Origin of the sequence: Eisenbergiella porci, from assembly GCF_009696275.1 — a bacterium.
Lineage (GTDB): Bacteria > Bacillota > Clostridia > Lachnospirales > Lachnospiraceae > Eisenbergiella > Eisenbergiella porci.
This window is the reverse complement of the sequence record NZ_VUMI01000072.1, coordinates 1-22,125: the sequence shown is the minus strand read 5'-3', so window position 1 is coordinate 22,125 and position 22,125 is coordinate 1. Positions and strand designations below refer to the sequence as shown.

General features: G+C 51.0%; 23 protein-coding genes. 3 read left to right on the top strand and 20 right to left on the bottom strand.

The genetic code is table 11. From position 1 onward, the window contains the following. Positions 1 to 118: 118 nt before the first annotated feature. Positions 119 to 595, top strand: coding sequence for a hypothetical protein (locus tag FYJ45_RS26465; RefSeq protein ID WP_276893292.1), 477 nt, complete (start codon positions 119 to 121; stop codon positions 593 to 595). A gap of 326 nt (positions 596 to 921) precedes the next feature. Here the strand turns inward: FYJ45_RS26465 and FYJ45_RS26460 are convergent, their stop codons facing one another. The 8 genes from FYJ45_RS26460 to ispE form a co-directional block, all read right to left on the bottom strand. Further along, positions 922 to 1,860, bottom strand: coding sequence for an alpha/beta hydrolase (locus tag FYJ45_RS26460; RefSeq protein WP_154468018.1), 939 nt, complete (start codon positions 1,858 to 1,860; stop codon positions 922 to 924). A 238-nt stretch (positions 1,861 to 2,098) separates the two neighbouring features. Continuing rightward, positions 2,099 to 3,574 carry a family 78 glycoside hydrolase catalytic domain gene (locus tag FYJ45_RS26455; protein WP_276893295.1) on the bottom strand — a complete coding sequence of 492 codons (1,476 nt, stop codon included), beginning with the start codon at positions 3,572 to 3,574 and terminating at the stop codon, positions 2,099 to 2,101. 24 nt (positions 3,575 to 3,598) lie between these two features. Further along, positions 3,599 to 4,357, bottom strand: a complete 759-nt coding sequence (locus FYJ45_RS26450; protein WP_195842000.1) for a helix-turn-helix domain-containing protein — start codon at positions 4,355 to 4,357, stop codon at positions 3,599 to 3,601. 206 nt (positions 4,358 to 4,563) lie between these two features. Continuing rightward, on the bottom strand, positions 4,564 to 5,013 hold the full coding sequence (locus FYJ45_RS26445) for a DUF1934 domain-containing protein (protein WP_154468016.1): 450 nt from the start codon (positions 5,011 to 5,013) through the stop codon (positions 4,564 to 4,566). A 26-nt stretch (positions 5,014 to 5,039) separates the two neighbouring features. Continuing rightward, positions 5,040 to 5,876 carry a glutamate racemase gene (gene murI, locus FYJ45_RS26440; RefSeq protein ID WP_154468024.1) on the bottom strand — a complete coding sequence of 279 codons (837 nt, stop codon included), beginning with the start codon at positions 5,874 to 5,876 and terminating at the stop codon, positions 5,040 to 5,042. A gap of 48 nt (positions 5,877 to 5,924) precedes the next feature. Beyond that, a complete protein-coding gene (locus FYJ45_RS26435; RefSeq protein WP_154468015.1) occupies positions 5,925 to 6,251 on the bottom strand; it encodes a hypothetical protein in 327 nt (108 codons plus the stop codon). A gap of 56 nt (positions 6,252 to 6,307) precedes the next feature. Continuing rightward, positions 6,308 to 6,991 carry a GntR family transcriptional regulator gene (locus tag FYJ45_RS26430; protein WP_154468014.1) on the bottom strand — a complete coding sequence of 228 codons (684 nt, stop codon included), beginning with the start codon at positions 6,989 to 6,991 and terminating at the stop codon, positions 6,308 to 6,310. A gap of 32 nt (positions 6,992 to 7,023) precedes the next feature. Beyond that, positions 7,024 to 7,905 carry a 4-(cytidine 5'-diphospho)-2-C-methyl-D-erythritol kinase gene (gene ispE / locus FYJ45_RS26425; protein ID WP_154468013.1) on the bottom strand — a complete coding sequence of 294 codons (882 nt, stop codon included), beginning with the start codon at positions 7,903 to 7,905 and terminating at the stop codon, positions 7,024 to 7,026. Between the two features lie 151 nt (positions 7,906 to 8,056). Here ispE and FYJ45_RS26420 point away from each other — a divergent pair, with 151 nt between their 5' ends. Then, the gene (locus FYJ45_RS26420) at positions 8,057 to 8,368 is read left to right on the top strand and encodes a type II toxin-antitoxin system YafQ family toxin (RefSeq protein WP_154468012.1); all 312 of its coding nucleotides are present in this window, start codon (positions 8,057 to 8,059) and stop codon (positions 8,366 to 8,368) included. Here FYJ45_RS26420 and FYJ45_RS29905 read toward each other — a convergent pair. The 6 genes from FYJ45_RS29905 to FYJ45_RS26395 all read right to left on the bottom strand — a co-directional run bounded on the left by FYJ45_RS29905 (position 8,299) and on the right by FYJ45_RS26395 (position 14,200). Continuing rightward, positions 8,299 to 8,556: a hypothetical protein gene (locus tag FYJ45_RS29905; protein ID WP_195842003.1), complete on the bottom strand. Its 258-nt coding sequence runs from the start codon at positions 8,554 to 8,556 to the stop codon at positions 8,299 to 8,301. The genes FYJ45_RS26420 and FYJ45_RS29905 overlap by 70 nt on opposite strands. Before the next feature lie 165 nt (positions 8,557 to 8,721). After that, on the bottom strand, positions 8,722 to 10,281 hold the full coding sequence (locus FYJ45_RS26415; RefSeq protein ID WP_154468011.1) for a DUF3794 and LysM peptidoglycan-binding domain-containing protein: 1,560 nt from the start codon (positions 10,279 to 10,281) through the stop codon (positions 8,722 to 8,724). 119 nt (positions 10,282 to 10,400) lie between these two features. Beyond that, positions 10,401 to 11,303, bottom strand: coding sequence for a dihydroorotate dehydrogenase (locus tag FYJ45_RS26410; RefSeq protein ID WP_154468010.1), 903 nt, complete (start codon positions 11,301 to 11,303; stop codon positions 10,401 to 10,403). A gap of 60 nt (positions 11,304 to 11,363) precedes the next feature. Beyond that, entirely contained in the window at positions 11,364 to 12,143 is a 780-nt protein-coding gene (locus FYJ45_RS26405; RefSeq protein ID WP_154468009.1) for a dihydroorotate dehydrogenase electron transfer subunit, read from the bottom strand. 24 nt (positions 12,144 to 12,167) lie between these two features. Beyond that, entirely contained in the window at positions 12,168 to 13,463 is a 1,296-nt protein-coding gene (locus FYJ45_RS26400; protein WP_154468008.1) for a dihydroorotase, read from the bottom strand. Positions 13,464 to 13,792: 329 nt separating this feature from the next. Next, on the bottom strand, positions 13,793 to 14,200 hold the full coding sequence (locus tag FYJ45_RS26395) for a protease complex subunit PrcB family protein (protein ID WP_021635292.1): 408 nt from the start codon (positions 14,198 to 14,200) through the stop codon (positions 13,793 to 13,795). Between the two features lie 319 nt (positions 14,201 to 14,519). On the opposite strand from FYJ45_RS26395, the gene FYJ45_RS26390 reads away from it, so the two are divergent. After that, positions 14,520 to 15,653, top strand: coding sequence for a helix-turn-helix domain-containing protein (locus FYJ45_RS26390; protein ID WP_195841999.1), 1,134 nt, complete (start codon positions 14,520 to 14,522; stop codon positions 15,651 to 15,653). A gap of 25 nt (positions 15,654 to 15,678) precedes the next feature. Here FYJ45_RS26390 and FYJ45_RS26385 read toward each other — a convergent pair whose 3' ends face one another. The 6 genes from FYJ45_RS26385 to FYJ45_RS26360 form a co-directional block, all read right to left on the bottom strand. After that, the gene (locus FYJ45_RS26385; protein ID WP_154468006.1) at positions 15,679 to 16,407 is read right to left on the bottom strand and encodes a glycerophosphodiester phosphodiesterase; all 729 of its coding nucleotides are present in this window, start codon (positions 16,405 to 16,407) and stop codon (positions 15,679 to 15,681) included. Positions 16,408 to 16,454: 47 nt separating this feature from the next. Next, the gene (locus tag FYJ45_RS26380) at positions 16,455 to 17,243 is read right to left on the bottom strand and encodes an MBL fold metallo-hydrolase (protein WP_154468005.1); all 789 of its coding nucleotides are present in this window, start codon (positions 17,241 to 17,243) and stop codon (positions 16,455 to 16,457) included. Positions 17,244 to 17,271: 28 nt separating this feature from the next. Next, positions 17,272 to 18,720, bottom strand: coding sequence for an AraC family transcriptional regulator (locus FYJ45_RS26375; protein WP_154468004.1), 1,449 nt, complete (start codon positions 18,718 to 18,720; stop codon positions 17,272 to 17,274). Between the two features lie 3 nt (positions 18,721 to 18,723). Continuing rightward, complete coding sequence (locus FYJ45_RS26370) at positions 18,724 to 19,572, bottom strand: carbohydrate ABC transporter permease (RefSeq protein ID WP_195841998.1); 849 nt, start codon at positions 19,570 to 19,572, stop codon at positions 18,724 to 18,726. After that, complete coding sequence (locus FYJ45_RS26365; RefSeq protein WP_021635284.1) at positions 19,569 to 20,435, bottom strand: carbohydrate ABC transporter permease; 867 nt, start codon at positions 20,433 to 20,435, stop codon at positions 19,569 to 19,571. Before FYJ45_RS26365 ends, FYJ45_RS26370 begins: the two co-directional genes overlap by 4 nt. Positions 20,436 to 20,579: 144 nt before the next feature. Then, the gene (locus tag FYJ45_RS26360; protein ID WP_154468002.1) at positions 20,580 to 21,992 is read right to left on the bottom strand and encodes an ABC transporter substrate-binding protein; all 1,413 of its coding nucleotides are present in this window, start codon (positions 21,990 to 21,992) and stop codon (positions 20,580 to 20,582) included. Positions 21,993 to 22,125: the final 133 nt, after the last annotated feature.

Below are 22,125 nucleotides of genomic sequence, written 5' to 3'. Positions count from 1 at the left end.
CAACAGTAACCAACAGACTGCGCAGCCACACAAAGCCGCGCTTATTATGCAGAATGCCTTGCTTAATCACGGAAAGTCTGCTACAATATTTTTGCATCTAACTTAAGGAGGTTACCACGTGAGTACAGTAACAATAGTATTATTGGTGATATTGGCAGTTCTAATCGTCGGCGTTGTTGTTTTGTATTTTCTCGGCAGGAAAGCCCAGAAGAAACAGGCCGAACAGCAGGAGCAGATCGAGGCTTATAAGCAGACCGTATCCATGCTGATTATTGACAAGAAAAGGATGAAGCTGAAGGACGCAGGACTCCCCGCGACCGTCATTGAACAGACTCCCAAGCTGCTGCGTGGTTCCAAGCTTCCCATCGTAAAAGCGAAGGTTGGCCCTCAGGTTATGACACTTGTCTGTGAAGAAAGCATTTTTGAATCCGTTCCCGTAAAGAAAGAGGTAAAGGCCACCGTCAGCGGCATCTACATCACCGCAGTGAAGGGCCTGCACGGCACCACACTCGTGAAGCCCACCAAGAAAAAGGGCTGGTTCAAGCGCAATGTGGAAAAGCTGCAGGAGAAAGCCGGCGCGAAGCCTTTGAAATAAGCCTGAAAATTTGATATGGACAGTTTTTGACGACTGAAAGCAATCCCCCGTAAAGCATGTGTGTAATGCCTCCCGGGGGATTTTTAATTCCTTCATTTCTCTGTTTTCAGATCCGGTCTTTGCTGTAAACAATATTGCCCCGGCCGCCGTCTTTTCCGGACATATCCGGCGCTATGTCCTTAGCGATGAATGCCTTAACCCCCATAAATTCAAAAGGAATATCATCCGTATTTCCCTCCCGGATCGCCGCAAAAGGCATGGATTCTTGTAATATGCTCCGTAAGCTTTTCTGTCTTAAATTTCAACATTTCTTCCCCCTGTGATACTCATATATATTTCCGCAGAAATCCCTCCACCGCATCCAGCGCTTCATCACAGTTGAATCCCATAAATCCGTGATTGGCACCGGCCAGCTTGATGAATTCCACATTTTTCCCCAGCTCCCTCATCCTTTCGTACAATCTGCAGCTCTGGTTAAAGGGCACCAGCATGTCGCTTCCGCCGTGCATGATAAGCAGGGGCGGCGTTTCCTTTTCCCGGGAAAGATAATTCATGGGAACCGTGGCGTCAGCCAGCTCCGGATTTTCCAGGACATTTCTGCGGCCGATGACATAGCCCTCCGGGCTGTCGGCCTGTGTGTGATCCATGGCGCTGGGATAATAATTCATTTTTGCAATATCCGTGGGGCCGTACCAGTCCACAATGCATTTTACGGCGGCAGACTGTTCACGGTAGGCATCCATGTCCGGTTCCCCGTCTCCTGTAAAACCCGCCATCAACGCGGTATGGCCTCCGCTGGAATCCCCCCACAGAGCGGTCCTGTCCGCATCCACGCGATATTTTCCGGCATTGATTTTCATAAAGCGGATAGCGGCCTTTGTATCCTGGACCTGCGCCGGGAAGGGCGCAATATCACTGGGCCGGTATTCCACAATGGCTATGGCAAAGCCCCGCTGTGCCATCCGCATCAGGTTGGAAAGATGGTCAAAAACGTCCTGTTTATGCCAGGCGGAGCCTTGCACAAATACAATCAGCGGCCATTTTCTGTCCGGCTCCTCCCCGGATTTGGGCACCATAATCTGGAGATGCAGGTTAATGCCTCCCCGGTTGGCATACACCACATTCGGAAGAAATTCCACCCCAAAACCATAGGTGTCCTTCCAGGTCACTGTTTTAACTCCCTCCGGCAGCTCCTCCGATTCCGGGAACTGCTCCGGCGGCACCTGAAGCGGCGGTATTAACTTCAATCCTTCCAAGTCACTCATATTGTAATCCTCCTGTCTGTTTCCTGCCTGTCCGTAACAATACGGGATTTTTGCCTTCTTCTGATATTGTATCACAGATCCCTCCGGCTGTTTCCCCCTTTTCTTCTGCTCCGGGAAATTACCTCTTCCCTGGTATCAAAAAAGAGCCGCCGGTCCCGGGACTGCGGTATGCACTCCCGGACCGGCGGCCCTGCAGACATTTTTATCATAAGCCTTTTTTCAGGCTTTTCTTACTATATCAGGCAATTTCAGAGTAAAAAATATAATCTCCTGCCTCCACCTCTATCGTCTCTCCGGCAATTACTATTTCGGCGGGTGACGGCGTGGTTATTTCATAGCGGATTCTGCCTTCCTCCTGCTTCCAGAGGGAACGGACGGTTCCTTTCCTTGTTTCAATGGAAGCCTCCAGCCAGTCCAGCCTGTGGTCGGGCTGGGGGGCTATTTTTACCCTGGCAAAGCCCGGCGCATCCTCCACCGTCTGAATGCCTGCCGCCTCGTATACCCAGTCGGCCACCGCGCCGTATGCATAGTGATTGAAGGAGTTCATATCCGTGCTCCAGAAATCCCCGTTTTCCATAATGCCGTCCCAATGCTCCCAGACGGCAGTGGCCCCTTTGGTAACAGGATAGAGCCAGGAAGGATATTCCGTGCGCAAAAGCAAGGTATAGGCAAGCTCCGTATGTCCGTAGCTGCTCAGCACGTGAAGCAGATAAGGGGTTCCCACAAAACCGGTCTGCAGCTTGCTTCCGCAGGCTTTAATCATCTCCGCCAGCGCATCTGCGGTTTTCTGAGGATCCTCGGCAAGCCCGAAATGTACGGCAAGGACATGCTCTGTCTGTGTCCGGTAATCTGTGAATGTCTTGCGGAAGGTATCCACGATCCCCTGGTACAGCCTCTCATACTCACTTATATCCTCTCCCAGCACCCTGCCGGCCTTTACCACAAGGGAGGTGGAGTAGGCGTAGAAGGCAGAGGCTATAAAATCCGCCCTGCTGGATCCCTTATAGCTTCCCACAGGCGCGTCCAGGCCGAGCCAGTCCTCATAATGCTCCCCGCCCGTCCAAAGGTACGGATCCTTTGTGCTATTGGTAATGAAGCCGATATATTTTTTCATACAGTCAAACTGCTGCCTGAGGATTTCCTTATCCCCATAGGTCAGATATATCTGCCATGGGCAGATGGCGGCGGCGTCATCCCAGGCCGCACTGCCGCTTCCCACATAGAGGGTGGGAACCACATGGCCGATGGAGCCGTCCGGCAGCTGATCCGCCGCCATGTCCGCCAGCCATTTGGTAAAGAACCGGTCCACATCGAAATTATAGCTTGCCGTCTTGACAAAAGCCTGTGCATCTCCCGTCCATCCCATACGTTCGTCACGCTGCGGGCAGTCTGTAGGCACATCCAGGAAATTGCCCTTCTGTCCCCAGATAATATTGCTGAACAACTGGTTCAGAAGCGGATTGGAGGAACGCAGACGGCCGGTGCGCTTCATGTCGGAATGAACCGCCACCGCATAAAACTGATCTGCGCGGGGAGTCCCCGGAAACTGATCCAGCCGGATATAACGGAATCCGAAAAATGTCATTTTAGGCTGATAGGTCTGTACCCCGTCGCAGCAGGTGTAATAAATCTTGGATTTGGCGGCGCGGTAGTTGGCATTATAGAAATTTCCCTCCTTATCCAGCACCTCTCCGTGGGAAATTTCCACCTTTATCCTGTTTCTCTTGTTTCTGTATTGCTACGGCGTACATCCGAAGCTTTCCTTGAAATTCCTGTAAAAACAGCTGATATCGGAATAGCCGATCGCCGCCGCCACCTCTTCCATATTGCAGGTGGAATTTTCTATCATATTGGCCGCCTGCTTCATCCGGAATTCCTTTAGCAGAAAACGGAAGGTTTTTCCCGTTTCCCTGCGGATATAGCGGCTCAGATAGCCCTCGCTTTTTCCAAAATGCTTTGCCACCGAGGTGAGCGTAACCGTGGTATAGTTCTCGCGGATGTACCGGATCATCACCGGCAGGACCGCCTCGCTGGCGCTGATGCTGCCCACATCCTCCATCTTCTGCTGATGCGCCTTCAGCGTCCAGCCAAACAGCAGCATTACGTAACCCTTCATCATAAGATTGCCTCCGGCAGGCGCTCCCTTCCGGCAAAAAAGCCCTTCCCCGCACATGTCCAGGACTATGCTGCGCAGCCGTTCATCCTTACCGCAGCGCACCACCAGCGCCCGGTTGCTTCCCTTGCTGTAGAGCATCTGCCAGAAAAAATCGGATATGCTGTCATTTTCCAGAAGCAGGCTGTAAAAGGAATCCCCGAAGGTGCTCCTTTTCAGGATGATATTCACGGTAACCGCATCCTCCCCGCCGGTAAAAACAGCCTGATTCATCTCCGGCGGTATAATGACAAAATCCCCCTCGTTCAGCACGGTTTCCCTGTCCTGGGTTTTTTCCTGCACAAAGAAACGGCAGCCTCCGCGAAGGATTTCCTCATGATTCATGGGCATGTTTTCCTTTTCAATGGTATAGGGAGGTGGAATTTTCCTTTTCTACCGGGCTTTTTTTCATCATAAATGTTTTGTCATAAAAAGTCACTATCCTTTCCGGCTGTCTTTTTATGACCTTTCCTTCCTATCAAAAAAAGCCACCGCAGAAAGCTGTTTTGTGCTTCTGCAATGGCATCTTTTTTTATTTCCGTCCGTTAGCTTCAGGAGAGCAGGTTGATTTCTTCTCCGTCCTTCGGCCTGATATGCATTTCTATCCGGCAGTCTGCCAGGTACTCGTAATTAACCTCCAGCGCATAGTCCACATTGACGCTGATTTCCTTCTCTTCCTCCGTAAATGCAACCCTGCTGGTGTCCAGGCCGATGAGGATGCTTCCGTAGGGAGTAAGGTAGCTGGTCATGTTTTTCTTATTTTCTTCGAAAACCATGTAAACATTGACCGTTCCCCGCTTGGTGAGGTTCATCTCATGTTCCTTAAACTTGATGATATTTCTTGTCGGCTCGTCGCAGCCCTCCATAAGCTCATCATATATAATGTAGTGCGTATCATTTTTTTTATAATACTGGCCCCACTGGATTGTTTCAATTTCTTCACTGTCCATTTCCTGGTCAAACTGAAGCCCTCTGATGGAAACCATTACTTCCTTTGTCATATTTATTCCAGACCTCCCGTCTGTTGTCAGTATTCTTCTATGTTAATGGTTTTAGCCGACAGGATGCCGTACTTGATGATGGAATTGGCAAACGTTTTGAACTTATCCGCACCATCGCTTACATAAAACTTATACTTATTGTCTCCCAGCGCCGGCGCCTGGGGGTTAAGCAGGCCATGCGCCGCCAGCAGCCGCTTCAGCTCAATGGCGGTTTCATAGGCCGGATTCACCAGCGTTACTTTATCTCCCATAATCCTGCCGACTGTGGAACGGATCAGGGGATAATGGGTACAGCCTAAAATCAGTGTATCTATGCCGATGTCTATCAGCTCCGTCAAATACCTGGAGGCGATTTCATCCGTTACCGGATCCTGCCACAGCCCCTCCTCCACAAGAGGGCAGAACAGCGGGCAGGCCTTTCCGATGACACGCGCATCCGGATTGATATTATGTATATACTCCGTATATATCTGGCTGCCTATTGTTCCCTCCGTACCGATAACGCCGATTTTGCCATTCTGCGTCACCTCGGCCGCAACCTTGGCTCCCGGCTTTACCACACCGATGATAGGCATTTTTATTTCCTTCTCCAGGCTGTCAAGCGCATAGGCGCTGGCCGTGTTGCAGGCCACCACAATGGCCTTCACCTCCTGGGTTTCCAGGAAACGCACGATCTGCCTGGAATATCTGGTAACGGTATCCTTTGACTTACTGCCATAAGGCAGTCTTGCAGTATCGCCGAAATATACTATTTTTTCATTGGGGATCTGGCGCATAATCTCCCGTGCCACCGTCAGGCCGCCCACCCCGGAATCAAATACCCCGATGGGCGCATTGCGCAGCTTTTTTATGTCCTGTGCCATTCCTTCCTCGATTCCGCCGTTCTTCACAGCTCTTTCCGATGATGGAGTTCACCTGCCGTCCTTTGCCGCGCTCACTTTCCCGTTTACCGCAGCTGCGGACGCTTCCTTCTGCGCTTGCGTCTGTTTGACGGCCGCATCCGCTTTTCCCGGCATGAGCTTTTCCATAAAGCTGAATCGGATCGTCACCTCGCCCTCTCCCGCTTCCAGAATCTCATAATAATCCGCCACGTTTCCGTTGGCTTCCACAGGCGTTCCATCCTCTATTTTCTGATAGGCATCCGTGGCGAAGGTAAATTCCGGATAAAAAACACTCCAGAAGCTGAATGCAATCAGCCCTGCCGCCGCGATGTCCCTGATAATTTCTTTATATTTCATGCTGTCACTTTCCTCCGGTCCTTTATATTGGAAAGTATTGACAGCATCCCTGCATCCTATACCCTGGAGGATCCCTTATATTGCTGAATCTGGTTCATGATGGACTGCTCCTGGTTATAAATATGCATTTTAATAGCCCGCGCACCCGCATCCTTGTCCCGGCGGCTGATGCACCTGTAAATCTCCTCGTGTTCTTCAATCAGCCTCACATGCTGGCTCACATCCTTGATGTATTCCAGGCGGTAGCGGTACATCTGCTGGGAAAGGTTTCCCACCATCTGGGCCAGCTTTTCATTCCGGCTCCCCTGTACGATGATATCGTGGAGCGCAACGTCGGCTTCCGCTATTTTTACGGCATCCTGGGTCCTGGTGACCTGGGCAAACCGGTCGCAGGCCTCTCTGAGCGCACGGATTTCTTCTTCCGAAATCCGTTCACAGGCAAGCTCCATTGCCAGCGCGTCCAGCGCCTGGCGCACCTCCAGCACATCCCGCAGGCCCTTGGCGGTTATCTGCGCCACCTCGGCGCCGCGTCTGGGTATCATGGTAACCAGGCCCTCAAGCTCCAGCTTGCGGATAGCTTCCCTGATAGGCGTACGGCTTACGCCCAGCTTATTGGCCAGATGGATTTCCATCAGCCTTTCCCCGGGCTTCATCTCTCCCTTCAGAATGCTTTCTCTGAGGGTATTGAATACAACGTCCCTTAACGGCAGGTAATCGTTTGTGTTTTCTTCTATCTTCATCACTGCTCCTGTCTGCGCGTGGCGCGTATGCATCATTTGGTCAGGCACGTCTTGTCGGTAAATGAAGTCAGATACACCTGCTTTGCAAGCCCTGACCTTTTCAGGGCCTCATAAGCCGCAGATGCCTCCGCCTTCCTGTCATACAGCGCAAAAACCGTGGGGCCGCTTCCGCTCATCAGGGCGCCCAGCGCTCCTCTGTCCCTGTGGAACTGTTTGATCTGCGCAATCACCGGGTATTCCTTCTCCGTCACGGTCTCCAGCACATTTTCCAGCCGCTCCGCCACACCCCGGATACTTCCGGCGCGGATGCTGTCAATTATCCCGTCGATATCCGGATGCTTTTCCAGCTTATCCGCCTGCAGATGCTCATAGACAAATTTCGTAGATACATAAATAGGCGGCTTGGCTATAATACAGAAGCAGTCAGGAGCCGGCGGCAGGGCTGTCAGCAGCTCTCCGATTCCTTCTGAAAGCGCGGTTCCTCCCTGGATGCAGTAAGGAACATCGGCGCCGATCTGCACTGCCAGGCTCTGCATTTTCTCAAGGGACATCCCCAGCCCGAACAGCTCATTCATCCCCACAAAAACTGCAGCGGCATCCGTGCTTCCGCCGGCCATGCCGGCCGCCACAGGTATTTTCTTTTTCAGGTGCACGTTCAGCCCTTCCCGGATCCCGTACTCCTTCCTGATAAGCTCCGCTGTCTTCACCACCAGGTTATGCCCGTCTGTGGGAAGCGCGCGCATATTCGTGGTCAGATGGACAGAAGACTCCTTCTGCCTGCGGAAGCTGAGTTCATCATACAGGCCGACGGTCTGCATGATCATACGTACCTCATGATAGCCGTCCTCCCTGCGTCTTATGACATCCAGGCCGAGATTGATCTTGGCCATCGCTTTTAATGTAATTGATTCCATAATTTTCTTCTCCGTCCGGATTGTATACACTGATTGTACTTAAGTATATACAATTAGAGCTGGTTCGTCAATGTTTATCTTTTGCCGTCCTGAGCCTGCAAAGCCGCATAAATACTGGGAATAAAGTATATTTGACAGTTCGTCTTAGTTTATGATATTTTATCTTGGTTTATTCCGGTTTGATAAAGATTGGGGTATAAATTGGGGTACGGATTGGGGTAAAAAGGATATGAAATCCTGTACAGAGCGTGGTTACAATCTTTCTTCGTTACAGCAGGTTATTGATACTTTGAGAATTCCATCTTCTCTTCCCTTTAAAAATAAAGACCATTATTTAGCCGGAGTTTATACCGGATACAGGGAATGTCATATTCAACCGGACTGGCTGCTTATTTATCGACAAACTCCAACCGAATTACTTCTATATCGTACTGGCACCCATTCCGATTTATTCAGCATGTAACAGAAGGGAACCCAAGGACTTGCCATAATTCCATCCATAATTCTGAAATCTTTAAATGCCAGTACTACTCCATACATAGGAATATAAGCAAAAATAATAAAAAATACGATTGCTGGTATCATCATGAAAAGAAGCTGATGATATTTTTTTATCTTTTTTCCCAACAACTTTTCTTTTTGTTTTTTCACTTTCCCCGCCTCCCTGTATTTGCTATTTCTGTTGTATGAAATAATCTTAGCACGTGATATTTTTCTAATGAATGATATTTCATGAGAAAAACTTGATATTTTATGCAAACAAAAAAACAACGTAGCCGCTATTCTTTACGCGCACTACGCTGCTTCCTTCCTGTTTTATGAAATTCCCTTTACAATGAGCAGCTTATCTCCGGGATGGATTTCATCCGAAGCCAGTTCATTAATATCCTTGATTTGAGACACCGGCACGTAATATTTCTTGCCGATATTCCACAGGCTGTCACCCTCCCTGGCAATGTAGGCCACAATTCCCGGCAGGCTGCTCAGCTTATCCGGATCAAGATCCGTCACCTTTACCTCCTGTATCATAGGCTCCTCATAGTGGTTGAAAACAATGCCATGGAAAACGAGCACTGCCTTTACATCCACTTCATCCGCATCAATCATGGTCACGCTCAGCCCTTCCGGCACTGCGTCCAGCTTGTAAGTGCAGTCCGGGCTGATCCCCGGGATTTCCAGCACATAGCTGAAGGGAATGGTTCCTGAAATACTGTCATAAGGTACTTCGGGATCTCCTGTGCCATAGAGGCTCTTGATTGCCGCCGCCCCGGTGATGCGCAGTCCCTCTTCCACAATCTTGGTTTCGGCCAGCTGGATTTCACATTCACTGTGGCACAGCTGCTGCATTTTGGGCAGCCCTGCAGCCACCTTGAAATGACCGGCAATCTTCGTTTTTCCTGTATTTTTCATCAAAAGCTGCTTCAGGTTCCCCACGCCGGAAACCGCCTCTATCTCTTTCGTCACTCCATATACGTCAGAAAGAATTTCCGTCTGTTCTTCTTCATATATTTTCATATCCAGATCCAGAACGATTTCCAGGCCTATAATTCGCTCTTCTCCGTCGGTATCGGCTTTTACCTCGATTTCCTTATGTCCGATCTGGCAGGCAATGTCATCCACCATCCGTTCTCTCAGCCCCTGGCAGTCCAGAACGCCGCTGAACGGGATAACCGCCTCATACCACATGACCGGACGGTTTTCCCCTTCCCCTTCATAGAGGAAGAACAGCTGGACCTCACCCTGGAGGGAAAGCTTTCCTTCGGAAATACGGAAATCCGTTTCACCAAGCCTGCAGTTCTGCCAGAAGATTTCAAAGATATTGGGGTATCCCCCGGGCAGCTCCATCTCCTCACGGATGCGAAAAATATCCTTTTTCTGAATCGCCAGGCTGGCAAGGTTAATCGTCTTCTGCCGGAATTCCACCGGTTCCGCACTGCTCAGCTCCACGGCGGCCTCTTCGTCATAAAGCTCTTCCACATACAGGCCTAAACGGATCAGTGACTGTACGCTCAGCTTCCTGGAGTTGATCATGCCGACGCTGAGATCCTCCAGGTCCTTTTTTATGGATACACTGTCGGTGGGAGCCACGCCCTCCATATAAATCTGCTCATCAAACGGAATGCTGCCCTGCATGCTGGCCGGGCGGCGCACATCATCATCCGATAGATAAAGCACCGAAAATTCCAGCTTGCCTTTCACATACACATGGTCCTGCACCGCTCTGATTTCATCGATGACCACTTCGCCCTGCTCCTCGATGAGCTGGTACACGTCAGGCCTGGAATCGGTGATGTTGATATCGTCTTCCATGGTTATCTGCGTACTGGCTTTACATTTGATGCGGTCCATATGTATATTCTTTTTTATTAATTCCATACAAATATCCCTCCACGCGAATGCCTTTGTACAATGTATTCGATCAGTGGGAAAATATGACTGGAAAATGTAAAAGCTTCCTGGCCGGTTCTTTCCTGGTTTTTGACGTCAGGCCATGTTTATTTTACACAGCCGATGATCTCATTGATGCCGGCTATCTTGTTTTGTGTGAGGTAGGCCTGAATGCCCTCAAGGATATCCCGGGTTGCATAGGGGTTGATAAAATTGGCGGCTCCCACGGCTACTGCGGTCGCCCCGGCCATGAGGAACTCAAGGGCGTCTTCAGCAGTGGTGATGCCTCCCATACCGATGATGGGGATTTTTACCTTCCGGGCACATTCATAGACCATACGGACGGCTACAGGTTTGATGGCCGGGCCGGACATGCCGCCGGTTTTATTGGCAAGGACGAAGGTGCGGCGGTTGATGTCTATTTTCATGCCTGTCAGGGTGTTGATCAGGGAAATGGCATCGGCTCCTGCCGCTTCTGCGGCCATAGCCATCTCTGTGATATCCGTGACGTTGGGACTGAGTTTCATGATGATTGGCTGTTTTGCAACTTTTTTAATTGCGGAAGTGATTTCAGAGAGACAATCGGCTTTCTGGCCAAAAGCAATGGCGCCTTCTTTTACATTTGGGCAGGATACGTTGATTTCCAGCATGTCAACGTCCGTATCCGCCAGGCGCTCCACTACCTCCAGATATTCTTTTATTGTTTTTCCGCAGACATTTACGATGATTTTGGTATCGTATTGTTTAAGGAAGGGAATATCACGTTCAATGAAAACATCGATGCCGGGATTCTGGAGGCCGATGGCATTCAGCATGCCGCCGTAAACCTCCGCTACACGGGGAGTGGGGTTGCCGGGCCAGGGAACGTTTGCCACACCTTTGGTAACAACGGCCCCCAGGGCGTTCAGATCCACAAATTCACTGTATTCCATGCCGGAACCGAAAGTCCCGGAAGCAGTCATGACGGGATTTTTGAATTCTATACCGGCTATATTGACTTTTGTATTCATGTTTGCTCCTATCTGTATGCTTTAGCACACTTTGTATCAGGCAGGCTGAAAGCGCCTTTTTCAGATTTCCACTTCTCTGGCTTCAAATACAGGGCCGTCCGTGCAGATGCGGGCATTATGCACATGGGAATGTGTGTCCACATTTTTCGTGGTGCAGACGCAGCCCAGGCAGGCGCCTACGCCGCAGGCCATTCTTTCCTCCAGGGAAATATAGGCGGGGATGTCCGCCTCCAGCGCATAGTCTTTGATGGCGCGCAGCATGGGCATGGGGCCGCAGGCATATATGATGTCCGCCTTGAGGGCATTCTCACGGATGGCATCCATGACGTTTCCGGCGGTTCCTACGCTGCCGTCTTCCGTAGCGATATAAAGATCCCCGTTTTTCTCAAAGTCTTCCCGCAAAAAGCAGCTGCTGTCACGGTAGCCGACGATAATTTTCTTGTTGCAGTCCAGCTGTTTTGCAAGCTCCAGGATGGGAGGCACGCCGATTCCCCCGCCCATAAGAAAGGCCGTCTGGTCTTTATTTACTTTATCAAGAGGGAAGCCGTTCCCCAGGACTCCCAGGATATCAATGGTGTCTCCGGCGCGGTAACCGGAAAACTCGGCAGTGCCTTTTCCGGCCACCCTGTAAACAATGCGCAGTGTCTCCTCTTCCTTATTCACTTCGCAAATGCTGATAGGTCGGGGCAGAAGGGTACTTTTGTCCCTGGGGTAGACGGTAATAAACTGGCCGGGGGCGCTTTCCCGGGCAAGGCCCGTCCTTATCCGGCAGTCATAAATCCCGGGGGCTATCTCCTGCTGCATCAATACTGTGGCTTGTTCTTTTTTCTTCTGTGCCATTTTTCTTCCTTTCTTCCGTATCCGTCAGGAACGGTAGGCAATTTTTCCGTTTGCTATGGTAAAGTGGATTTTTCCTTTCATCTTACGGCCCAGGAAGGGAGTATTTGCGGATTTGGAAAGAAAATGCTCCGCTTTCCAGGTTTCCTCCGGGCGAAAAAGAATCAGATCCGCGGGGCCGCCCTCTGTCAGGCGGCCTGCATCCAGATGATAAAGTCTTGCAGGGGCAAGGGACATTCTTTCTATAAGTTCGGAGAGGGTAAGCTCTCCTTTGTCCACCAGCTGTTCCAGTCCCAGGGAGAGGGAGGTTTCCAGCCCGATGATGCCGCTGGGGGCCGCTGTCAGCTCCCTGGCCTTTTCCTCCGAGCTATGGGGGGCATGGTCGGTAGCTATCATGTCGATGGTGTTGTCCTTCAGGCCTTCTATGATGGCCAGACGGTCCGCTTCCTCCCTGAGGGGAGGATTCATTTTTGCCATGGTTCCATATTTTATGGCAGCTTCCTCTGTCAGGGTAAAATGATGGGGCGTCGCCTCGGCATGGACGTCGGCCCCTCTTTTTTTCGCTTCTCTTACCAGCTGCACCGCCTCTTTTGTGCTGATATGCTGGATGACCACACAGGCGCCGGTTTCCTCCGCCAGGCGCACGTCTCTGGCCACCAGATCGATTTCCGCCTGGCGGTCGGACCCGCCGATTCCGTAAAAGGCGCTGGCTTTTCCTCTGTTAATTCCATTATTTTCGATAAATGCCGGGTTTTCCTCGTGGAAGCTGATGGGAACGCCCAGAGCGGCGGCCTGTTCCATGGCCCTGCGCGCGGTTTCCTCTTCAAGCAGAGGGATTCCGTCATCGGTAAAGCCCACAGCGCCAGCCGCCAGGAGCGCAGGCATGTCAGTCAGCTCCTGCCCCTTCATTCCCCTGGTCACATTGGCGCAGGTGGTTACATGGATTGCCGTCTGCTTTCCTTTTTCCAAAACCCGGGCAAGGGTTTCCGGGTTGTCCACGCATGGATTCGTGTTGGCCATGAGAACCACTGTGGTAACGCCTCCTGCCGCCGCAGCACGGGCTCCCGTCCGGATATCTTCCTTATGTTCAAAGCCTGGTTCCCGGAAATGGACATGGGCATCCACAAGTCCCGGCGCGGCAATCATGCCTCCGGCATCTATAACCTGAAGCATGTCCGCCTCCTCACCGGAAAAAACAGCAGCCTCTTTTTCCGTAACAGAGTCTGCTATTTTTATGATTTTATCATCCTGAATCAAAATGTCTTTCCTGGCGTCAGTGCCTGACGCCGGGTCTATCATATGTGTATTTTTGATAAGCAGCATATTTTTCTCCTTCTGCTGTTGCCGGCCTGCGGTTCTTTGTTATGTACACTGCCCTGCCCGAACCGGCGCAGGTATAATGTCGGCTACACCGACATTATACCATATCCGCTCTGCGGATATGGGCCTCCGGCGGAAATTAGCGCCCGGTTTTCTCCGGCGGACGCAGAAACCGGAATGCGCAGGTATAATGTCGGCTACACCAACATTATACCATACACCCGTTTTTTTCTTCAACCGCTTTGCCCGGATTTGTGGCTGCCCGAATTTTCCGCACACAGTCACCGAACCCTGTAAAAACGGACGCTCACAGGAATCCCTGCCGCTTCTCTTCAATCAAATACTACCGTTTTGTCCCTGAATTCTATTTTCAGTACAATATAAGGATAGGAGGGACTGGTCCCGGGCGAGCTTCCCGCTTTGGGGCCAAGCAGGTTGGTATTGACGTAAATGGCATTGTCCGTTTCATACAGTTCATTTACCGTCACGCTGTAGCCGCCGCTTTCCTGCTTTCCATAGCCGACGCAGATGTAAAGATAGCCTTCGTCCGCATAGGTCAGCTTGAAGGCGCTTTCCTTTTTCTGATCCAGAATTTCCTTCAGCTCATCCGGCAGCCTATCCTCGCTTACCACCGTAAATTCCAGATTGTTCCTGTCCTCCTCTTTTTCTGTTTCGCCGCCGCAGGCAGAAAGCATAGCAGCCATGATGGAGACTATCACCAGCAAGCATATTTTTTTCATAGAAAAACCTATCCGCCTTTTTTACTAATCTATTGGCGGACAGGATGTCCTATGCCGGATATTTACAATTTCCCCCCGAAAAAGGGGGACTATTCAGCCATGCCATTCATAATGCGGCGGATGGTACATATTGATGATAAATTTTTCCCGGCCCCGCCCGCTTATCAGGCGGGCATTCTCCCGCAGAACGGGATACCTGGACTGGCCAATCTGTGGTAAAGTATGTTTACCGGCCGGAACAAAACAGGATGCGGCGGCGTTATTGTATGTAAAAAAGCTTAACGGCCGCGCGGCATTTAGATTACAGGGGGACCACTTTATGGCAGAATTTCAATTTCAAATCGCTCCGTTACGAAAACAGCACGGCCTCAGCCAGCAGCAGCTGGCCGCGCTTCTGGGCGTGGCGCCGCAGACCGTCAGCAAATGGGAAACCGGCGTCACCTTTCCTGATATTGCCCTGCTGCCGGAGCTGTCCGGGATATTCGGCGTATCCGTGGATGAACTGATGGGGCTCAAGCCTCTTCCGGATGCCGCCTATATTCCCACAGATAAGGGAAAAAAAGGCTATTGGGGCAGGCAGCTGGATTATCTTACCCGCACCCGTTATTCCTTCTGGAACCAGGATTATATCGGTTTCCTTGTGGAAAAGGTGTGGAAGCTTACAAAGCCCGTCCGCGTCCTGGACTGCGGATGCGGCTATGGTTTCCTGGGCAGCCTCCTGCTGCCGCTGCTTCCTGAGGGAAGCACCTATACCGGCGTGGACTTTGACGAAACACTCATCCGGGAGGGAAAAGCCATGCTGTGTGATACGGATTTTGCCGTTTCTCTGCACTGTGCGGATTTTATGGAATGGATGCCGGAAAAAGCATCCGAATGCAGCTATGATCTGGTTCTCTGTCAGGCGGTGCTCCGCCATATCGACAGAGCGGAAGCATTTCTGGAACGGATGGTATCCTTCACCCGCTCCGGAGGGATTACCGCTTGCTTTGAGGTAAACAGAGAGCTGGAATGCGACGGGCTGTACATCGAAGGAATGGATTATGGGGAGCTGTGCAGCCGCACCGGTCTGCGCAGTCTGTGGAAAAAAGAACGGGAATGCCAGGGACGCGACTACGCCATAGGAATCAGGCTTCCTGTCCTCATGGAACGTATGGGGCTTGTGCATGTGGATATCCGGCTCAACGACAAGGTCCGTTATATCAGCCCGGCCCAGCCAGATTATGAACAAGCCGTTTCCGATCTGCTCCGGGCCAACCACTGGATGCCGGAGGATATGGCCGCGGATACCCAGGCCGGCGCGGAGGGCTTTATGAACCATGGCATGAGCCGCCAGGAGGCTGAAAGCTACTATTCCAGGCAAAGAAAAATTGCCTCCTTCCTCAACGGAAACAGAGACAATCTTTCCATCATCCAGACGCTGGGGCTGCTGATTTCCTACGGCTATAAGCCATAGCTTTTCCACAGCCGGCCCGTAAAAATCAGCCGTTATCCACAATTCTGCGGGCCACATCCGGTTTATTTGTGATAATCGCGTCGATGCCTTCCTGCACCAGACAGCGCATGTATTTTTCATCGTCCACGGTCCACACGTGAAGAAGGAGCTTCTTTTCCCGGCAGGCCTTAAGAAAGCCTTCATACTGCAGGTTATAAAGCGCAGGGTGCAGAGCGTCCGCTCCCAGCCCTGCCGCATAGCCGGGCACATCCTGGAAGCCGTCCGCATACAGCAGACCGGTTTTGGCATTCGGATCATACTCCCTCATCTTCATCACACTGTAATGATTGAAGGAGGAATAAATAATTTTCCCCTGCATTCCCCAAGCCTGTTCCAGCCGGAACAGCTTTTCTTCTATTCCGGGATAAAAATAGATTCCCGTCTTGATTTCCACATTGATTTCCAGGCCTGTGGGCTTTAACAGTTCATACACCTCTGCCAGCGTGGGGATGCGCGCATCCGCATATTCCGGGTGAAGCCTGTTAAAATGAAACCGCTTCAATTCCTCCAGCGTATAATCCCTGACATAACCTGAGCCGTCGCTCACCCGGTCAATGGTTTCATCGTGAATGACCACCAGCTCTCCGTCCTTACTCAGCTGTACATCCAGCTCCACGCCGTCCGCCTTCTGCTCCGCCGCCAGACGGAAGGCCTCCAGTGTATTTTCCGGCGCGTAGGCGCTGGCTCCTCTGTGTGCCCATACCTTAGTTTTCATAACCCTGCTCCTTTTTTCACTGCCTGACCGGCATTTATTCCAATTCGCTATATTTCCAGCCGCATCCCGTCGTAAGCCACTATTTTGCTTCCGTAATCCTCATCCGGCCTGTGCAGCTCCCGGGACAGATGGGACAGCACTACCAGGGAATCCTTCCTCAATATCCTGCATTCCTCCATGGCTTCCACCAGCATATCCACCATGGGCAGCGTATTGTGGCTGGCGATCCTGTAATTGGCCCGCATGGACCCCACCGTCGCCTCCATGATGGCCAGATCCAGTTCATGCTTTCTGAGAACCGACCAGGTCTGGGCAAGAAACCAGGCGCCGTCACAGCCGTAGAAAAATTTCTTTCCTTCACAGGCAAACAGATAATGCAGCGCCGTCTCCCGGGTCCTGGACACCTCATGGTTCGCCCCCAAAGCCTGCATGGTCACCTTGCCCAGCTTCACCCTGTCCCCTGTTTTCAGCGGGTACAGCCTCATCCGGGACAGCTCCTTTTCCGTCAGCTTCAGCGAGGGTATCGTACCCTCATGGCAATAAAAGCCTACCTTTCCCCTGGCCTCCCCCAGGAATCCATCCAGCGCCTTAAGGCTGAAATGATCCCCGTGGCTGTGCGTCAGTATAACCGCCTTCAGCCCGGATAAATCAAGCTTAAGCACCTTAACGGCAAAAAACCAGGATTCCGGCGCAGGATCAATCAGGTATTTACCGTTTATAAGCAGGCTGCAGGTCCGCCGGATGAGACCGTCCGTATCATATCTCACATCGGCCTGCGGCCTCACGGGCCAGTCCGCGGCCCCCGTTCCCAGAAAAACCAAATCAAATGCTGCCATCCTGTTCTCCTTTTTCCAGCCGGAGGCCTCACCGCCCCTGGCCCTTCTGATATTCCTTCGGCGTCATCCCGTATTTTTTCTTAAACAGGCTGAAAAAATAAGGATAACTGCAGAAGCCCACTTCATCAATGATTTCCTTCAGCCTCAGCTGCGAGCTGTCCATCAGTTCCTTTGCCCGCTCCAGCCTGACCTCGTTCAGATATTCCACGAAGCCCGTGCCCACCTCATTTTTAAACAGGGTGCTCAGATAGGAGCTGTTCATACTGGCATTATCCGCCGCGTCCCCTAAAGATATCCCGTCCATATAGTGCTGATGGATATAGGATACCATTTTTCTCACCGGAACGGAATAGCCATTCTGCCCCTCCAACACTTTTTTCTCCCGGATAATCGCAGCGAAAAGCTCATGAAAAAATTTTCCGCACTCCCTCAGCTTTTCCATCTGCGCCACATACTCCATGACGCCGGTTCTGTGCGTATATACCTTTTCATAAGGAATCCCCTGTTTTTTGCAAAAAGATATGGAAAGGATAGTCAGATCGGAAAACAGCTGGGTACAGCCGGAACGCAGGATATTCCCCTCAAAAATCTCCCGGAAAATATGGTCTACGGTTTCCTCCGCCAGCGTCTCATCCCCCTGTCGCAGCGCAGCCGTAAGCCTCTGCTCATCCTCCAGCCTGATGCCGTTTCCTCCATTATATTCCTGCGCCTCCTCCCTCCCGCTCTCCGGCTGCAGATCCATAAATTCCTTTTTTCTGCGTTCCTCCAGTTCCTGAAAGGCCTCCGGCATCTCCCGCAGGGGACACATGCGGCCGATATGGAAATTTCCATTCAGACGCATGAACTTATTCAGACAAAAGCTGCACCGCTGCATTTCATTATAAATTCCATAAATTCCCCGGCAGTTAATGGACATGACCACCCAGCAGAGCGGCTTCCCCCTTCCCAGATCCAGCTGCTTTGTCAGCATCATTTTGGGATAATCGTATTTATCCCTGGCCGGCTGGACCGAAAATACCACATCCTGCTCCCCCGCCAGCCTTTTATAGCGCTCCAGCTCCTGTTCATCCGGCGTTGACAGCGAGCCTCCCGCAGAAAATTCCATCCCGTTTTCCGTAAATACATAGATATTCTGCATATACTCGGCCCCTGTCATCACGGCCTTCAGAAGCAGCTGCATATTTTTCATGTCAGTCAGCCGCTCGCTGTCATTGGAATAGGAGGTCTTATTCAGTATGGGCTTTGCAAGCGAATTATTCTGCAGGATATAGGAAATCAGCCGCAGCTTCTTCAGATAGCCCTCCACATTCTTATTCGCGCTCTCCGTCATCTCCCAGGCATACTCCACGCCCCTTTCGGAAATTTTCCTCGTAAAGGCGACGCCCCAGATCACCGTTGTCGCCAGCACAAAACACAGAAGCAGGCTGGCGACCATGATGACAAATTTATGCTTCATACTGAAAAATTTTTTCTTCATAACCTATCCCTTAACCGCTCCGTCCGACAGCCCCGCCACAATATATTTCTGCATACACAGATATAGGATGACGATCGGCATGGAAACCAGAACCACATCAGCAAACAAAAGCTGCCAGTCCGAAGCCTTCTGCCCCATGAACAAATAGGTGGTCAGCACCGCCATCGTCCTTTTGGCGCTGTTGAGCAGATACAGGGAGATTCCGAAATCATTCCAAATCGTCATGACGCAGTGCATCAGAGCCGTAATGGTAACCGGCTTGAGCAGCGGAAAAATAATCCGGAAATACATCAGCAGCGGACTTGCGCCGTCAATAATCGCCGCTTCATCAATTTCACCGGATATCTCTTTGATAAATCCCGTATAGATAAAAAAGATAAACGGAAAAATACTGGCTGCATATACCAGTATAGCACCTGCCACCGCCCCTGTACCAGTCGTCATATGCACTTTTGACAGAAGAAAGTATACGGGAACCATTGCCAGCGGCAGCGTCAGCCCCATTACGATAAAATTATTTACCGCCTTCATGGCCTTTGTTTTTCTGCGCACTACCACAAACGCCGCCATGGAAGCGAAGGTCAGCACCAGCGCAGATCCGCAGAAGGTTACAATCGCGCTGTTAAGGAAGCTGGATACCAGCCTGGCCTCTTTAATCACCGTGCCGTAATTTTCCACAATCTGCCCCAGGGAAATCCCTTTCAGGTTCAGCTGAAGCAGATTTGCCTGTCTTTTACTTTTCATGGAATTCACCAGAACCATCAGAAACGGGATCAGCACCAGAAAGCTGATGAGAACGCCGATTGTCTCAAACACGGCCTGTTTAATCTTCTTTTTCCTTTTTTCCCTCATAGCTCCACCTCGTTTTTGGCTATCGTCTGATAGGTGCATAACGTGATCACAAGAATAATCACGGCCAGCAGCGTCGTGCCTGCCGTGGCTTCTCCGTATTTCTGATAGCTGTAGGAATTGTAAATCATGGTATTGAATACCTCAGTGGCATAGCCGGGGCCGCCTCCCGTGGTCGCCACCACAATATCAAACACCTTCAGCCCGCCGATGATGCTCAGCACCACCACATTGTTCACGGAAGCCATCAGCAGGGGAAGCGTAATGTTTCTGAACTGCTGCCATTTGGTCGCACCGTCCACAATTGCCGCTTCATAATAATCCCTGGAAATATTCTGCATCCCCGCCAGAAGAATCATCATGGTATAGCCGGACCACTTCCAGATTTCAATGGCACAGATAGAGAGCATGGCAATTCTGGTATCGGTCAGCCATTTCGGCTGGAAGCCGGTCATTCCAAGACCTCGGATTACCGTATTGATCAGCCCTTTGGAGGGATGCATCAGGGAGGTAAACACAATGCCGATAGCAATGGAATTGACCACTGCAGGCAGATAAAAAACGGTACGCAGATAATTCGTGGTCCGCAGCTTCCTGTTCAGCAGCACGGCCAGAAGCATGCCCAGGCAAACCTTCCCCGCGGTCGTCACTATCGTAAATAAAAAGGTGTTCTTAAAGGCAATACTCATATTTGGATTTTTAAGTATACTGATATAATTTTCCAGCCCGATAAAATCCGCTCTTCTGAAATTCCAATTGGTAAAGGAATACCGGAACCCAACCAGAAACGGAACAATAAAAAAAGTAATAAAAAGGATGATGCCCGGCAGGGCAAAATAAACCGGATACTGTTTTTTTCTTAGCATAATTCGTCCCTTCCTTTAACAGGGGGAAGGTGCCTCCCGCCCCTTCCCCGCTTTTGGCGCAGCAGATATCTGCATCCGTTATTTGCCGCCTTGTTCTGTTCTTTTTTGGCAACGGTCCAATCCCCTCACAGTTACCGCCGCAAATCAATATCCCCAGTCAGGATTTCCCGCTTCCTTCGCATAGGTATCCCAGTCTGTGTCATAGCCTGCAAGCACGTCCTTGGGAGTTTTGTCTCCGGCCAGCATAGCCTGTACGTCGCTGGCCATGGAAGGCGTGGAATAAATGGTGTTGGGCAGCGTACTTGTTTTACCTGCTTCAATGAGTGCGGAAACATCCGCCGGGATACTGGTCAGCTTAACATCAACGCCGTTAACTGCAGGAATTCCCTGATGCATCTTGTAATACTCGGTCATAGCTTCCTTGGTTACCAGTTCTCCTACAATCTGTACTGCCAGATCCACTTTCTTTCCTTCCTTAGGCACTACAAAGCCGGTAGGAGTCTCCGTATAGGCGATGGAATCCTTGGCTTCTGTTGCCGGGATGGGGAAAAATCCGATATTTTCCAACTCCTCCTGGGATTCTGCAAGCTTCGTCAGCTCCGCATAAATCCAGGTTGCCTGTGAATACATGGCCGCCGTACCGGTAAGCAGCGCTTCCTGTGCATCAGCATAGCTGTCGGAAAGGAAGGTATCCTGGATGTAACCCTTATCCTTCATTTCCTTCATACGGTCAAAGGTCAGCTGCATATATTCCATATCGGTCCAGAGCTTTTCTTGGGAATTCAGCGAATCCATGCTTCCCGGCACGATGGATTCCTGTTTCAGCCTGGCGTCAATGGGAATGATCTGAAGCGTCCATTCATTGTCTGTCGTACCGGATACATACATCGGTGTCACTCCGGCTGCCTTCAGCGTCTCGCAGGCCGCCATCATTTCATCCCATGTCTGCGGAATTTCGATCTGATTGTCCGCAAATACCTTTTTGTTATAGCACATGCCAAATACTGTAACATCACCGAAAGGCGCGCAAATCAGTTTTCCGTTGTAGGTCTGGTTGGGAGACTCCAGGATGCTGGCATTATAGTCGTTTACCCAGTCTCCTGACAGCTCTACGAACAAATCCTCGCCAATTTCCGTGGCGCTGGTCTTCGCTCCCTGCCACCAGAGAATATCCGGCACCTCGCCTGACTGCATCTTTGCAAAAATAAGCTCGTTTCCTGAACTGCCCTCCGGCACCTCTTCGAACTCAAATTTTACATTGCACTTCTCCGCCACATAATCAAATACCGCATTGGCCTCGTCCGTCCGCCAGCTGGAATGACAGAGCACATTCAGGGTTTCCCCGCCTCCGTCAACCGCCGCTTCCGCTGCCGCAGTGCTCTCCTGGCTCTCCGCCGCCTCCGTGGATTCAGGCGCCGCGCTCTCCTTGCTCTCCTCCGCAACGGCTGCTGCCGGTTCACTTGCCACCGTCGTGCCTCCCGAAGCGCCTCCGCAGCCTGCCAGAGTAGTAATCCCCAGCGCCGCACACAATAAAATACTGATCATTTTCTTTTTCATTGATAACCCTCCTAGTATAATAATGGTGTAGTCAAGAACGACTACTGGTTAACAGTTACAAAGTCCAATCTAATAAATCTATATAGATATAACGGAAGGAGGAGTTCCCCCTCCATCAGAAGTTATAGGACAA

What these genes read in the sequence shown, in the direction of transcription:
- FYJ45_RS26420 (WP_154468012.1), top strand. Translation starts at nt 8,057, where the DNA reads ATGATATTTTATCTTGGTTTATTCCGGTTTGATAAAGATTGGGGTATA.
- FYJ45_RS26450 (WP_195842000.1), bottom strand. Translation starts at nt 4,357, where the DNA reads ATGAATCATGAGGAAATCCTTCGCGGAGGCTGCCGTTTCTTTGTGCAG.
- FYJ45_RS26415 (WP_154468011.1), bottom strand. Translation starts at nt 10,281, where the DNA reads ATGGAATTAATAAAAAAGAATATACATATGGACCGCATCAAATGTAAA.
- ispE (WP_154468013.1), bottom strand. Translation starts at nt 7,905, where the DNA reads ATGGAATCAATTACATTAAAAGCGATGGCCAAGATCAATCTCGGCCTG.
- FYJ45_RS26430 (WP_154468014.1), bottom strand. Translation starts at nt 6,991, where the DNA reads ATGAAGATAGAAGAAAACACAAACGATTACCTGCCGTTAAGGGACGTT.
- FYJ45_RS26395 (WP_021635292.1), bottom strand. Translation starts at nt 14,200, where the DNA reads ATGAAAAAAATATGCTTGCTGGTGATAGTCTCCATCATGGCTGCTATG.
- murI (WP_154468024.1), bottom strand. Translation starts at nt 5,876, where the DNA reads ATGGCACAGGACATAAAAAAGCTGCGCAATGCGCCCATCGGGGTATTT.
- FYJ45_RS26445 (WP_154468016.1), bottom strand. Translation starts at nt 5,013, where the DNA reads ATGACAAAGGAAGTAATGGTTTCCATCAGAGGGCTTCAGTTTGACCAG.
- FYJ45_RS26390 (WP_195841999.1), top strand. Translation starts at nt 14,520, where the DNA reads ATGGCAGAATTTCAATTTCAAATCGCTCCGTTACGAAAACAGCACGGC.
- FYJ45_RS26410 (WP_154468010.1), bottom strand. Translation starts at nt 11,303, where the DNA reads ATGAATACAAAAGTCAATATAGCCGGTATAGAATTCAAAAATCCCGTC.
- FYJ45_RS26365 (WP_021635284.1), bottom strand. Translation starts at nt 20,435, where the DNA reads ATGCTAAGAAAAAAACAGTATCCGGTTTATTTTGCCCTGCCGGGCATC.
- FYJ45_RS26375 (WP_154468004.1), bottom strand. Translation starts at nt 18,720, where the DNA reads ATGAAGAAAAAATTTTTCAGTATGAAGCATAAATTTGTCATCATGGTC.
- FYJ45_RS26370 (WP_195841998.1), bottom strand. Translation starts at nt 19,572, where the DNA reads ATGAGGGAAAAAAGGAAAAAGAAGATTAAACAGGCCGTGTTTGAGACA.
- FYJ45_RS26435 (WP_154468015.1), bottom strand. Translation starts at nt 6,251, where the DNA reads ATGAAATATAAAGAAATTATCAGGGACATCGCGGCGGCAGGGCTGATT.
- FYJ45_RS26405 (WP_154468009.1), bottom strand. Translation starts at nt 12,143, where the DNA reads ATGGCACAGAAGAAAAAAGAACAAGCCACAGTATTGATGCAGCAGGAG.
- FYJ45_RS26385 (WP_154468006.1), bottom strand. Translation starts at nt 16,407, where the DNA reads ATGAAAACTAAGGTATGGGCACACAGAGGAGCCAGCGCCTACGCGCCG.
- FYJ45_RS26460 (WP_154468018.1), bottom strand. Translation starts at nt 1,860, where the DNA reads ATGAGTGACTTGGAAGGATTGAAGTTAATACCGCCGCTTCAGGTGCCG.
- FYJ45_RS26360 (WP_154468002.1), bottom strand. Translation starts at nt 21,992, where the DNA reads ATGAAAAAGAAAATGATCAGTATTTTATTGTGTGCGGCGCTGGGGATT.
- FYJ45_RS26380 (WP_154468005.1), bottom strand. Translation starts at nt 17,243, where the DNA reads ATGGCAGCATTTGATTTGGTTTTTCTGGGAACGGGGGCCGCGGACTGG.
- FYJ45_RS26400 (WP_154468008.1), bottom strand. Translation starts at nt 13,463, where the DNA reads ATGCTGCTTATCAAAAATACACATATGATAGACCCGGCGTCAGGCACT.